The organism is Micromonospora sp. CA-248260 (assembly GCF_050942205.1).
Lineage (GTDB): Bacteria > Actinomycetota > Actinomycetes > Mycobacteriales > Micromonosporaceae > Micromonospora > Micromonospora antibiotica.
Genome location: NZ_CP192021.1, coordinates 2,567,501 through 2,580,138, shown reverse-complemented (window position 1 = coordinate 2,580,138; position 12,638 = coordinate 2,567,501). Strand labels below are relative to the sequence as shown.

The following is a 12,638-nucleotide window of genomic DNA, read 5'->3' as shown; positions in this document are numbered from 1 at the left end:
TCACCGGGGTACGTGGTTCGTTCACTGGGGCAGTCTAGGCACCAGCGTGGCGTTGTCGCCGACGCCGTACTGACCGGCCCGCTTCTCGGTGAGCTGTTGGACCAGGGCCAGGCTGGTGACCAGCTGCCCCTGCACGGTGTTGGCGTTGTCGACGGTGGAGATGGTCTGGGCCAGCACCGGGTCGCCGCGTACGACAGCCACCAGGTTGCCCCCGGCGGAGCCGTTGCCGCCGACGACGATCGCCCCGGTGCGGTCGAACTGCTCGGCGACCTTCACCACCGACTCGTCCTTCTTGGCGGAGTCCTTGTCGACGTAGGGCTGCCCGCTGACCACCACCACGGCCTCGGCCGGCCCGGTGACCTTCTCCTCGCTGGTGAGGTACCCGGCGTTGGCGTACGCGGCCAGCACCGCCCGCCGGTCGGCGTCGGTGACCGGCGGGGTGCCCGGCGTCCGGTCGAGCAGGACGCTGGCCAGCAGGGCGCTGGAGGTCTCCACGCCGTTGCCGTTGCCGGGCAGCGCCGAGGCGGGCGCGGTGGGGCGGGCGGCGGTGACGGCCAGCTCCATCAGGTTGGTGTTGTTGTCCGGGTTGATGAACTTGTCCTGTACGTCGACCCGGCCGGTCACGGTGGCCCCGGCGGTCTGGAGCATCTTGAGCACACCCTCGGTGTGCTCCCGCCCGGTGGGCAGGCTGAGCACCATGACGCGCTTGCCGGTGAGCTTGCCGGGCAGGTAGAGCTGCGCCATCTCGGCGGCGAAGTCCTCCTCGAGGTCAAGCTCCTTCTGGAGGCTGTTGACCGACTGCCGCATCTGCTGGTTGTCCTTGCGCAGCGAGTTGACCGTCTCCTTGAGGGAGTCGGCAACCGGGCCGTTGAGGGCGGCCGTACCGACCACCAGGCCGATCGCCAACGCCAGGAAGACCGCGGTCAGGGACACCACGTGGTACCGGAAGTTGATCACGCTTGCAGCCTCTTGATCGGTCGGGAGCTAGAAGAGCTGGCCGAGCTGGAACACGAAATTGTCCCACCACTCGGAGACCACGCCCAAATACGCCTTGCCGACGGTGGAGACCGCCACGGCGGACGCCATCGCGGCGATCGCCGAGAGGACCAGCAGCAGCAGGGACGAGCCGGAGATGCTCTGCCGGTAGAGCCGGCTCACGCCCTTGGCGTCGACCAGCTTGCCGCCGACCTTGAGCCGGGTGAGGAAGGTGGAGGCCATCCCGCCGCGCCCCTTGTCCAGGAACTCGACGAGCGTGGCGTGGGTGCCGACCGCGACCAGCAGCGAGGCGCCCTTCTCGTCGGCCAGCAACATGGCGAGGTCCTCGCTGGTGGCGGCGGCCGGGAAGGTGATCGCCGGCACCCCGAGCCCGTTGACCCGGGCCAGACCGGGTGCCCGGCCGTCCGGGTAGGCGTGCACGATCACCTCGGCGCCGCAGCGCAACACGTCGTCGGTGACCGAGTCCATGTCCCCGATGATCATGTCGGGGGTGTACCCCGCCTCGACCAGCGCATCCGCCCCGCCGTCCACGCCGATCAACACCGGCTTGAACTCCCGGATGTACGGGCGCAGCACGTCCAGGTCGGCCTTGTAGTCGTACCCCCGCACCACGATCAGGCAGTGCCGACCCTGCACCGGGGTCTGGATCTCGGGTACGCCCACCCCGTCGAGCAGCAGGTCGCGTTCCTGGCGCAGGTAGTCCATGGTGTTGGCGGCGAACGCCTCCAGCTGCACCGACAGACCCTCGCGGGCGTCGGACATCGCCTTGGCGACCGTCTCGGCGTCCTGGAGGTCACCGTGCGCCACCGGCTCGTCGCCGACGAAGACGGTGTTGCCCTCGATCCGGACGGTGTCGCCCTCCCGCAGCCGCTCGAAGACCCCCTCACCGAGGTCGTCCAGGAGCAGGATGCCGGCCCCGATCAGCACCTCGGGGCCGAGGTTCGGATACCGGCCGGAGACCGACGGCTTGGCGTTGAGCACCGCAGCGACCCCGACCGCGACCAGCGAGTCGGCCGCCACCCGGTCCAGGTCGACGTGGTCGATCACCGCAATGTCACCGGGGCGGAGCCGGCCGACCAGCCGTTTGGTACGGCGGTCCAGACGTGCGGTGCCGAGAACTGAGTCCGGTTCCGCGTTCCGGGTCCGGCGCAACGTGGGTAGACGCATCGTGACCATCCTGGCATGGGAGGCAGGCATTTCCGTTGCGACATGCCTGAGCAGGGCCGCCTACCCAGGGAAGCACACCGGAGCACAGGCCGGTGTGCCTCCGCTCACAATCGTTGCGGTCAGGGCCGTCTTTCCTTGGCCGCGACGGCCAGAAGCTCCTCGGCATGGGCGATACCCAGATCCGAATCCGGCAAACCCGCCAGCATCCGGGCCAGCTCCCGGGCCCGCTCGGTGTCCTCCACCACCCGCACCCCGCTGGTGGTCACCGCACCCCCGGTGTCCTTCGCCACCACCAGGTGCCGGTCGGCGAACGCCGCCACCTGCGGCAGGTGCGTCACCACCAGCACCTGGTGACTACGCGCCAGCCGGGCCAACCGCCGACCGATCTCCACCGCCGCCTGCCCACCCACACCCGCATCGACCTCGTCGAACACCAACGTCGGCGGGCCGCCCGAACCGGCGAACACCACCTCGATGGCGAGCATCACCCGGGACAGCTCACCGCCGGAGGCTCCCCGCTGCAACGGCAGCGACGGCGCACCCGGGTGGGCCAGCAGCCGCAACTCCACCTCGTCCGCGCCGTCCGGGCCGACCCCGCACTCGACCCCGTTGACCGACAGCGTCGGCTCGGACCGGCCGGCCGGCCGGGGCAGCACCGCCACCTCGATCCGGGCGTGCGGCATCGCCAGCCCGGCCAGCTCCACGGTGACCTGCTCGGCGAACCGGACCGCCGCCTCCTGCCGGGAGGCCGACAACCGGCCCGCCAGCTCGGCCACCTCACCGGCGAGGCGCTGGGCCTCCCGGTCCAACTCGTCGAGCAGCTCGTCGGAGGTGTCCAGGTCGGCCAGCCGGGTCCGGACCCGCTCGGCCCAGGCGATCACCCCGTCGACGTCGTCGGCGTACTTACGGGTCAACGCACGCAACGCGGCCCGCCGCTCATAGATCGTCTGCAACCGGGCCGGGTCGGCGTCCAACGCCGCCAGATAGGTCGACAACTCCGCCGAGACGTCCGCCACCAGGGTGGCCGCCTCCTCCAACCGCCCGGCCAGCTCACCCAGCGCCGGATCGGTGCCGGCCTGCGCCTCCAGGGTGCGCCGGGCCGTGCCCAGCAGCGCCGTGGCGTCCGGGGTGTCGTCGGCCGCCTCCACCCCGCCGGCCACGCACAGGTGCGCCAGCTGCGCCGCCGTCCGCAGCCCCTCGGCGTGCTCCAGCCGCTGCGCCTCGGCCTTCAGCTCGTCGTCCTCGCCGGGCTGCGGGTCGACCCGGGTGATCTCGTCGAGGCCCAGCCGCAGCAGATCGGCCTCCTGGTGCCGGGCCCGGGCGTTGCTGCGCCGGTCGGCCAGGTCGTCGACCACCTGCCGCCACCGCCCGTACGCCTCCCGCAGCGCGTCGACCAGCTTCTCGTGCCCGGGACCGGCGAACCGGTCCAGCGCGGCCCGCTGCTCGGCGGGGCGTAGCAGGCGCAACTGGTCGGACTGACCGTGCACCGCCACCACCTGCTCGCCGACCTCGCCGAGCATCGACACCGGCATGCTCCGGCCACCCAGATGCGCCCGGGACCGACCCTCCACGGTGACCGTACGGCTCATCAGCAGCGAACCGTCGTCGTCGGGTCCACCACCGGCGTCGACGATCCGGGCGTGCACGACGTCGGCCACCCGACCGCCCAGCCGCAGCCGCCCCTCGACAGTCGCCCGACCCGGCGCGGCCCGCACCCGGCCCGCGTCGGCCCGACCGCCGAACAGCAGGCCGAGGCCGGTCACCACCATCGTCTTGCCGGCACCGGTCTCACCGGTGATGACGTTCATCCCGCCGGCCAGCGGCAGGGTGGTGTCCTCGATGACGCCCAGTCCGGTGATCCGCAGCTCTTCCAGCACAGCACCCGACAGTAGACGCGTGCTGGGACAGTTGACCAGCCGGCACGGCCCACCATCCGGGCCGGGGACGATCCGCTCTGCTGCCGCGGGGGCAGCACCGCTGGTGGACGCCTCGGTGGCACCGGTGGCACGCCAAGGGTGACCACGAACGATCCCGTTGTCGCCGGCCGCAGGTCTCGGCGACTCCGGGCGCCCAGGGCGATCCCCGCCCGGGTCCGCCGCAGGATCAGCGGCGGCTGCCCCGCCAGCCCTGCACCGGCAGGTCGAACTTGGCCACCAGCCGGTCGGTGAACGGCCGGTCCCGCAACCGCACCACCCGCACCGGCAGCGCGCCCCGACGCACCGTCACCGTCGCCCCCGGCGGCAGGTCGTAGACCCGCCGACCGTCGCAGCACAGCACCGCCAGGGTGGTGAACGGGTCGACCGTGATGACGAACGTGGAGGTGGGCGCGGTCACCAGCGGACGGCTGAACAACGCGTGCGCGCTGATCGGCACCAGCAGCAGCGCCTCCACCTCGGGCCAGACCACCGGCCCGCCCCCGGAGAACGCGTACGCGGTGGAGCCGGTGGGGGTGGCGCAGACCACACCGTCGCAGCCGTAGCGCGACAGCGGCCGACCGTCCACGTCGACCAGCAGCTCCAGCATCTGGGCGCGCTCGCCCTTTTCCACGCTGATCTCGTTGAGCGCCCACGACTCGATGGTCGGGCCACCGTCGAACTCGGCGGTCACATCGAGGGTGAGGCGTTCGTCCACCGTGTAGTTGCGCCCGACCACGTCCCGTACCGCCGTGTCGAGGTCGTCGATCTCCGCCTCAGCGAGGAAACCCACCTTGCCCAGGTTGATGCCGAGCAGCGGCACCTTCGTCGGGCGGGCCAGCTCGGCGGCGCGCAGGAAGGTGCCGTCACCGCCGAGCGCGAAGACGATCTCGGCACCCTCGGCCGCCCGCTGACCGGCCATCGGCACCACCCCGGGCAGGTCGAGATCCTCGGCCTCCTCGGCCACCACCCGCACCTCGAAACCGGCCGCGATGAGATCGGCGGCGACCGCCCGGGCGTGCTCGGTGCTCCGGCGACGCCCGGTGTGCGTCACCAGCAGCGCGGTCCGGCTCACCGACGCCACCGCCCCTCGGGCACCCGAAGGGCCCCGCCGTCGCTGAGGTCCACCGGACCCGCCTCCCGTCCACCCTCGCGGGACACCGTCCCGACGTCGCACACCACGCTCACCCTGCCACCTTCCCCGAAACCGGGTCCGGCCCGGGGCCGGTCGGCCCGGCGGCCACCACGGCGTGCACCCGCTCGGCGTCGGCCGACGGGGCGTCCCGGCGTAACCACACGAAGAACTCGACGTTGCCGCTCGGACCCGGCAGCGGGCTGGCCGCCACGTCCGCCAGCCCCAGTCCCAGTCCGGCGGCGGTCGCCGCCACGGCCAGCACCGCCTCGGCCCGCAACGCCGGGTCCCGCACCACACCCCCGGCGCCGACCCGCTCCTTGCCCACCTCGAACTGCGGCTTGACCATCAGCGCCAGGTCACCGTCGCTCCTGGTGCAGCCGGCCAGCGCCGGCAGCACCAGGCGCAGGGAGATGAACGACAGGTCGGCCACGGTGAGGTCCACCGCCCCACCGATCACCTCCGGGGTGAGGGTCCGCACGTTGGTGCGGTCCAGCACCCGGACCCGTTCGTGGGTACGCAGCGCCCAGGCGAGCTGCCCGTAGCCGACGTCCACGGCGACGACCTCCGCCGCGTCGGCCCGCAGCAGCACGTCGGTGAACCCGCCGGTCGACGCTCCGGCGTCCAGGCAGCGCCGGCCGGCCACCCGCAGCCCCGCGGGACCGAAGGCGGCGAGCGCGCCGGCCAGCTTGTGACCGCCCCGGGAGACGTACTCGTCGGCCGGGTCCGCGCCGGTGACCAGCAGCGGATCGGCCGGATCGACCATCGCGGCGGCCTTGCGGGCGGGCACCCCGCGCAGCTGGACCCGACCGGCCTCGATCAACGCCCCGGCCTGCTCCCGGGACCGGGCCAGGCCGCGACGGACGAGTTCGGCGTCCAGCCGGGTACGACGTGCCATGGGGTGGTTCTCTCCGGTCCGCTCAGGCCTGGTCGATGGTGGCGAGGGTCTCCCGCAACGTCTGGTACGCCGCCTCGTACTGGGCGATCTGGTCAGCCGGGGGCAGCCCCTCGGCGTTGGCCATCGCCTGGACGGCGGCGTCGACGGCGGGATGCCGGGCGTCGTCGACATCATCGTCGAAGCCGACACCCACCGACGGGCCGGGGCGGGCCGTGGGCGCGGGACCCGGACGACCGCCCAGCGGCAGACCGGGCCTACCCGCCGGGGGCGGGCCGGGGCGGAACGGGCCGGTCACGACCGGCCGCCGGTGGAGCTGGTCACGCGGCACCACCGGTGCCTCGTCGGTCGGGGCTGGTCTTCTTGACCGGTCGGGGCGGCGGTGCGCCGTCGTCGGCACCGCCCGGCCCGGCGGAGCCTTCCGGCGGACCCGCCTTCCGCACGGCCTTCTTGGCCACCGCCTTCTTCGCCACGGTCTTCTTCGCCACGGTCTTCTGCGCCACGGTCTTCTGCGCCGCGGTCTTCTGCGCCGTGGCCCCGGTCACCGGGTCGCCGGCAGTCGACGGGCCGGACGTCGTCGGCACGGCGGTGGCAGCCGACGGGGCAGTCGTTTCCGGCACGGCGGTGTCGACCGGCGGGACAGTGGTGTCCGGTGGGACAGTGGTGTCCGGGGCGGCGGTGGCGACCGACGGGACGGTCGTTTCCGGCGCGACCGGCCCGGTCGGCGGGGTGCCCGGTCCGCTCTTCGCCTCACGCAGCTGCCGTTCCAGCTCGTGCACCCGGCGGGTCAGTTCGGCGACCTCGTCGGCGGTGGCCAACCCCACCGCACCGAGCGCCCGGTCGACCTCGAACCGGACCAGTTTCGTCAGCGCTTCCCGGTTGGCCGCCCCGGTGGCGAGGATTTCCTCGGCGAGCGACTGGAGTTGCCCGGCGGTCGCGCCGCCCGTCCCGACCAGCCGCCGGGCGGCGTCCTGGGCCCTCTTCCGGGGCGCTTCCGTCAGGCCCAGGGCCAGCTCCAGGTAGGCGCGCCACGCGTCCTGCATGACTGAGTCCTTCCGTGGGGGCAGTGTGCGGCCCTCACGCTACCGGGCGCCCCGGGTCGCCCATTGCGGTACGGTGCCGGAAACGGCGTGGCGGGTGTGAGGGAGACGATGTGGCCACCGTGGACGAGTGCCGTCAGGCGCTGCGGGATCTTGCCGACCGCCTGGACCGGCACGCCGACGTGTCCAACAAGATCGATCTGGACCGCACCCTGGCCTGCCGGATCACCGACCTGGAGACCGCTTTCCACGGTCGGATCGCCGGTGGCCGGCTGCTCGATCTCACCGACGGCGACGACCCCAAGGCAAAGATCGCCCTGGTCACCAGCAGCGACGACCTGGTCGCCCTGGTGCACGGCCAGCTCGACGTCACCAAGGCGGTCGCCGCCCGGCGGATCTCCATCAAGGCCAGCCCGTTCGACCTGCTGAAGCTACGCAAGCTGCTCTGAGCGGGCGACACCGCCGACGACCCGCCACGGTCGGCCGACAGACAGGCCGGGGCGGCACCACCCGCTGTCGGGTCGGTGCCGCCCCGGGCCCGCTGTTCAGCCGGCCGAGCTGGCGGCGAGGTGGCCGGAGCTGGCGGAGCCGTCCGCAGGTGGCCGGCCGGAGCCGGGCCCCGGTGACCGGGCTGGCCCCAGCTCGGCCGGCCGGCTGGCTCGCTGGCTCAGAGAGCCGGTCAGGTGGCCAGTCCGAAGCCGGCCAGCACCTGCTCCGCCTCCGGCGAGGCCGGTCGGACGTCCGCACCGGTGCCCGCCGCCCAGGCGACCGCGCAGAGCGCGGCCAGCGCGTCGAGCGGCCGTCCGGCACCCCGCAACTCCACCGCCCCGTCCACCGCCGTGGCCGACCATCCACCGGCCTGCGGGGCACCGGGAACCCGGACCACCGCCGCCGGGTCGAAGAGCCCGGCCAGGTCCACCGCCACATGGGTCGGCCGCCGTTGTTCGGCAGCCGCCAACAGTTCGGGTACGTCGCTGACGCCGGTCAGCACCAGCAGGCTGTCCAACCCGGCCCGGCGGGCACCCTCGATGTCGGTGTCGAGCCGGTCGCCGACCACCAGTGACCGGCCGGTGCCGGCCCGTCGGGCGGCGGTGGCGAACAGTGCCGGCTCCGGCTTGCCGACCACCACGTCGGGTGCCCGGTCGAGGGCGTGCCGCAGGGCCGCCACCAACGAGCCGTTGCCGGGCAACGGACCACGTCCGCTCGGCAACGTCCGGTCGGTGTTGGTGGCCACCCAGGTCGCCCCGGCCCGGATCGCCACCGACGCCTCGGCGAGGTCCACCCAGCCCACCTGCGGGCCGTACCCCTGGACGACGGCGACCGGCGCGGCGTCGGCGCGGTCGACGGGGGTGAGCCCGACGGCGCGGATCTCGGCGCGCAGCGCCTCGGCCCCGACGACGAGCACCGCGGCACCGGCGGGAAGGCGGTCCCGCAGCACCTCGGCGGCGGCCGCAGCCGAGGTGAGCACCTCCGCCGGATCGGCCGGTACGCCCATTCCCGTGAGCAGGTCGGCGACCTCGCTGGAACGGCGTGAGGCGTTGTTCGTGGCGAACGCCACCGACCGGCCCTCGGCCCGCAACGCGCCGAGGGCCTCGACCGCGCCGGGGATCGGCCGGTCGATCAGGTAGATCACTCCGTCCAGGTCGAACACGACCAGGGCGTACCCGTCGACAAGCCGACCCCCGGCGACCTCGGTCATCGCTGGTCCGTCTCCGCGCCGCGCCCGTCCACCGGCCGGCCCTCGACCGGGGTCGGCGCGTCGTCGACCTGACCGGCCGCACCCGCACCGGGGTCGAGTCGGGTGGCCGCGGCACCCGAGGGGCTGTCGTCGGCGTCGTCGCCCGCAACACCGGCGTGGGCGGCCGGCTCGTCGTCGGGGTCGTCGTCGCGCCCGCTCTGCTCGGCGCTCTCGCCACGGTCGTTGTCACCGGTACGATCCTCGGCGCGCTCGCGGTCGCCGTGACCGTCGCGGATCTCGTCGTCCAGGTCCGCTTCCCCGTCGGGGTCGTCCTCGGCGACATCGGCTTCCCCGTCGAAGTCGTCCTCGTCGTCGCGGTCGCCTTCGGCGCGGTCGTCGGAGGTGGTGTCCGCCCCGGCCGGCAGCGTGCTGGCCTCGGCGGCCGGTTCCTCGACCGGCTCGTCGTCCTCGTCGTCGCCCTCGATCACGACGCCGTCGAGTTCCAGCAGCCGCTCCGGGGCATCGGTCTCACCATCGGCGTCCACGTCGGCGGCCCGCGAGAACCACTCCCGGGCCTCCTCGCGCCGACCCACCGCGAGCAGTGCGTCGGCGTAGGCGTAGCGCAACCGGGCGGTCCACGGCTCGGCGACGTCGGTGGTCAGCTCCGGGACCTGGAGCATCGCCACCGCGGCGTCCTTCTGCCCCAGGTCGGCGCGGGCCCCACCGGCAACGATCAGCAGCTCGACCGCGACGGCCTTGTCGAGCTTGGCGCTGTCGGCCCCCCGGAACAGATCGATCGCGCGTTCCGGTCGACCCAGGGCGCGCTCACAGTCCGCGAGCACCGCCAGGTGGCTCTGCAACCCGGTCATCCGGTGGTAGGTGCGCAGTTCGGCGATCGCCGTCTGCCACTCCCCCGCGTGGTACGCGGCCAGCCCGACCGCCTCACGGACGGCCGAGATCCGGGACGCCAACCGCCGGGCGGCCATCGCGTGCGCGAGCGCCTCCGTCGGGTCCTCGTCGATCAGTTGACCGGTGGCGACCAGATGCCGCGCGACGGTCTCCGCAACCGGCTTGTTCAGCGAGAGGAGTTCGGCACGAACGGCCGTGTCGAGGTCGCTCGCGAGGATCTCGTCCGGCAGTGCCGGCGCAGCCGGACGGGCGTCGGCCTCGTCCCGGCGGTCCCGGTCGGCGCCGAACCCGCCCTCGCGGCGGTCCTCGCCACCGCGCTGGTCGTCGCGGCGCGGCCGGTCATGGTCGCGCTCGCCGCCACGGAAACCGCCCTCACGACGGTCACCGCCCCGGAAGCCACCCTCGCGGGAGTCGCCGTCCCGGCGGAACCCGCCGGGGCGGGAGTCACCCTCGCGGGGGCCGGAGCGGAAACCACCCTCGCGGCGGTCACCACCCTGGAAGCCGCTTCCACCCCGGCTGCCACCGAAGCCACCCTCACGACGGTCACCACCACGGAAACCACCCTCACGGGAGTCCCCACCACGGAAACCACCCTCACGGCGGTCACCGCCGAAACCACCGGGCCGACGCTCGCCCCCCGCAGCGCCCTCGCGACGATCTCCACCGCGGAAACCACCCTCACGGGAGTCCCCACCACGGAAGCCACCCTCACGCGGGCCGGACCGGAAACCACCACGGTCCCCACCACGCGAATCATCACGACGATCCCCACCACGGAAACCACCGGGACGGGAATCACCATCACGCGGACCAGAACGGAAACCACCCTCACGACGGTCCCCACCGAAGCCACCCTCACGACGATCACCGCCACGGAAACCACCCTCACGGGAGTCCCCACCACGGAAACCGCCCTCACGCGGGCCGGACCGGAAACCACCACGGTCCCCACCACGCGAATCATCACGACGATCCCCACCACGGAAACCACCCTCGCGGGAGTCGCCACCGAGCCGACGGTCACCACCCCGGAAACCACCCTCGCGGGAGTCGCCACCGGGCCGACGGTCACCGCCTCGGAAACCACCGTCGCGGGAGTCGCCGTCCCGACGGAAACCACCGGGACGGGAATCACCGTCGCGGGAGTCGCCGCCGCGGAAGCCGCCCTCGCGCGGGCCGGACCGGAAACCACCACGGTCCCCACCACGCGAATCATCACGACGATCCCCACCACGGAAACCACCGGGACGGGAATCACCATCACGCGGACCAGAACGGAAACCACCCTCACGACGGTCCCCACCACGGAAACCACCGTCGCGGGAGTCACCGCCCCGGAAGCCGCCCTCACGCGGGCCGGACCGGAAACCACCCTCGCGGCGATCGCCACCGCCGAAACCACCGGGCCGACGCTCACCGCCGGCAGCACCCTCGCGACGCTCGCCACCCCGGAAACCACCGTCACGACGGTCCCCACCTGGGAAGCCGCCCTCGCGACGGTCCCCACCACGGAAACCACCCTCGCGGGAGTCACCGCCACGGAAGCCACCCTCACGCGGGCCGGACCGGAAACCACCACGGTCCCCACCACGCGAATCATCACGACGATCCCCACCACGGAAACCACCGGGACGGGAATCACCATCACGCGGACCAGAACGGAAACCACCCTCACGACGGTCCCCACCACGGAAACCACCCTCACGGGAGTCACCACCACGGAAACCACCCCCGCGGGAGTCACCGCCGTTGCGCGGGGCGTCGCCATCGCGTCGGAATCCACCGTCGCGTCGGTCGCCGGAACGGAAGCCGCCGTCGCGCGAATCCCCACCGGAACGGAAACCGCCGGGCCGGGAGTCACCGGTACGGGGGCCCGAACGGAAACCGTCCTCGCGCCGGTCTCCGCCCCGAGGTCCCCCCCGCGAGGCACCGCGGTCGTCGCGGTCTCCCCGGTATGGGGGACGGTCGTCCCGCCGAGGGCCGGCGTCACGCCCCTGGGGCCGGTCGGAGCGATCTTCATATTGGCGCGGACGGTCTCCGCCCTGCGGTCCTGAACTCACAGGTAAATCCTTCCTGATTGCGCCACCGACGGCGCGACGCAGTCGAGGGCCGACCCGGATGGGGCGGCCCTCGACTGAAAGGTTGTCCGGCGGTGTCCTACTCTCCCACACCCTCCCGAGTGCAGTACCATCGGCGCTGGAGGGCTTAGCTTCCGGGTTCGGAATGTAACCGGGCGTTTCCCCTCCGCCATGACCGCCGTAACACTATGAACATATCAAACAACACACACACCCACACATGGTGGGGGGTTGTTTGGTGTTTGTTCAGAGTTGCACAGTGGACGCGTAGCAGCCTTGTTATCAAGTCCTCGGCCTATTAGTACCGGTCAACTGAACCCGTTACCGGGCTTACATTTCCGGCCTATCAACCCAGTCGTCTAGCTGGGGGCCTTACCCCCACAAAGTGGGGTGGGATACCTCATCTTGAAGCAGGCTTCCCGCTTAGATGCTTTCAGCGGTTATCCCTTCCGAACGTAGCTAACCAGCCGTGCCCCTGGCGGGACAACTGGCACACCAGAGGTTCGTCCGTCCCGGTCCTCTCGTACTAGGGACAGCCCTTCTCAAGTATCCTACGCGCACGGCGGATAGGGACCGAACTGTCTCACGACGTTCTAAACCCAGCTCGCGTACCGCTTTAATGGGCGAACAGCCCAACCCTTGGGACCTGCTACAGCCCCAGGATGCGACGAGCCGACATCGAGGTGCCAAACCATCCCGTCGATATGGACTCTTGGGGAAGATCAGCCTGTTATCCCCGGGGTACCTTTTATCCGTTGAGCGACACCGCTTCCACTCGCAAGTGCCGGATCACTAGTCCCGACTTTCGTCCCTGCTCGACCTGTCAGTCT

General features: G+C 72.3%; 11 protein-coding genes and 2 rRNA genes (1 of these 13 cut by a window edge). 2 read left to right on the top strand and 11 right to left on the bottom strand.

Annotated features, from left to right (window positions below; translation table 11 throughout):
• Positions 1-21: 21 nt before the first annotated feature.
• The 7 genes from ACQP2H_RS11355 to ACQP2H_RS11325 form a co-directional block, all read right to left on the bottom strand.
• On the bottom strand, positions 22-957 hold the full coding sequence (locus tag ACQP2H_RS11355; RefSeq protein ID WP_208566863.1) for a copper transporter: 936 nt from the start codon (positions 955-957) through the stop codon (positions 22-24).
• A 27-nt stretch (positions 958-984) separates the two neighbouring features.
• The gene (gene steA / locus ACQP2H_RS11350) at positions 985-2,163 is read right to left on the bottom strand and encodes a putative cytokinetic ring protein SteA (protein ID WP_208566862.1); all 1,179 of its coding nucleotides are present in this window, start codon (positions 2,161-2,163) and stop codon (positions 985-987) included.
• A gap of 119 nt (positions 2,164-2,282) precedes the next feature.
• On the bottom strand, positions 2,283-4,040 hold the full coding sequence (gene recN / locus ACQP2H_RS11345; RefSeq protein ID WP_433232581.1) for a DNA repair protein RecN: 1,758 nt from the start codon (positions 4,038-4,040) through the stop codon (positions 2,283-2,285).
• Positions 4,041-4,266: 226 nt separating this feature from the next.
• Positions 4,267-5,151: an NAD kinase gene (locus ACQP2H_RS11340; protein WP_219460079.1), complete on the bottom strand. Its 885-nt coding sequence runs from the start codon at positions 5,149-5,151 to the stop codon at positions 4,267-4,269.
• 109 nt (positions 5,152-5,260) lie between these two features.
• Positions 5,261-6,106, bottom strand: coding sequence for a TlyA family RNA methyltransferase (locus ACQP2H_RS11335; RefSeq protein ID WP_219460076.1), 846 nt, complete (start codon positions 6,104-6,106; stop codon positions 5,261-5,263).
• 22 nt (positions 6,107-6,128) lie between these two features.
• Positions 6,129-6,437 (bottom strand): hypothetical protein, encoded by a 309-nt coding sequence (locus tag ACQP2H_RS11330; protein ID WP_433232577.1) that lies wholly within the window; start codon positions 6,435-6,437, stop codon positions 6,129-6,131.
• Positions 6,424-7,146: a hypothetical protein gene (locus ACQP2H_RS11325; protein ID WP_433232575.1), complete on the bottom strand. Its 723-nt coding sequence runs from the start codon at positions 7,144-7,146 to the stop codon at positions 6,424-6,426. The genes ACQP2H_RS11330 and ACQP2H_RS11325 overlap by 14 nt, the downstream gene beginning before the upstream one ends.
• A 110-nt stretch (positions 7,147-7,256) precedes the next feature.
• On the opposite strand from ACQP2H_RS11325, the gene ACQP2H_RS11320 reads away from it, so the two are divergent.
• A complete protein-coding gene (locus ACQP2H_RS11320; RefSeq protein WP_208566856.1) occupies positions 7,257-7,592 on the top strand; it encodes an SCP2 sterol-binding domain-containing protein in 336 nt (111 codons plus the stop codon).
• 230 nt (positions 7,593-7,822) lie between these two features.
• Here the strand turns inward: ACQP2H_RS11320 and ACQP2H_RS11315 are convergent, their stop codons facing one another.
• On the bottom strand, positions 7,823-8,842 hold the full coding sequence (locus tag ACQP2H_RS11315) for an HAD-IIA family hydrolase (RefSeq protein WP_219460071.1): 1,020 nt from the start codon (positions 8,840-8,842) through the stop codon (positions 7,823-7,825).
• The gene (locus tag ACQP2H_RS11310) at positions 8,839-9,807 is read right to left on the bottom strand and encodes a tetratricopeptide repeat protein (RefSeq protein ID WP_357538409.1); all 969 of its coding nucleotides are present in this window, start codon (positions 9,805-9,807) and stop codon (positions 8,839-8,841) included. Before ACQP2H_RS11310 ends, ACQP2H_RS11315 begins: the two co-directional genes overlap by 4 nt.
• A 3-nt stretch (positions 9,808-9,810) precedes the next feature.
• Between ACQP2H_RS11310 and ACQP2H_RS11305 the strand changes: the two genes are divergently transcribed.
• Positions 9,811-11,784: a hypothetical protein gene (locus ACQP2H_RS11305; protein ID WP_433232570.1), complete on the top strand. Its 1,974-nt coding sequence runs from the start codon at positions 9,811-9,813 to the stop codon at positions 11,782-11,784.
• A gap of 90 nt (positions 11,785-11,874) precedes the next feature.
• On the opposite strand, the gene rrf is transcribed toward ACQP2H_RS11305, so the two are convergent.
• Together rrf and ACQP2H_RS11295 are read right to left on the bottom strand one after the other, a co-directional pair.
• Positions 11,875-11,991, bottom strand: a 5S ribosomal RNA gene (gene rrf, locus ACQP2H_RS11300).
• Positions 11,992-12,086: 95 nt separating this feature from the next.
• A 23S ribosomal RNA gene (locus ACQP2H_RS11295) occupies positions 12,087-12,638 on the bottom strand (it continues 2,558 nt past the right edge of the window).

What these genes read in the sequence shown, in the direction of transcription:
- ACQP2H_RS11335 (WP_219460076.1), bottom strand. Translation starts at nt 6,106, where the DNA reads ATGGCACGTCGTACCCGGCTGGACGCCGAACTCGTCCGTCGCGGCCTG.
- steA (WP_208566862.1), bottom strand. Translation starts at nt 2,163, where the DNA reads ATGCGTCTACCCACGTTGCGCCGGACCCGGAACGCGGAACCGGACTCA.
- ACQP2H_RS11325 (WP_433232575.1), bottom strand. Translation starts at nt 7,146, where the DNA reads ATGCAGGACGCGTGGCGCGCCTACCTGGAGCTGGCCCTGGGCCTGACG.
- ACQP2H_RS11315 (WP_219460071.1), bottom strand. Translation starts at nt 8,842, where the DNA reads ATGACCGAGGTCGCCGGGGGTCGGCTTGTCGACGGGTACGCCCTGGTC.
- ACQP2H_RS11310 (WP_357538409.1), bottom strand. Translation starts at nt 9,807, where the DNA reads ATGGCCGCCCGGCGGTTGGCGTCCCGGATCTCGGCCGTCCGTGAGGCG.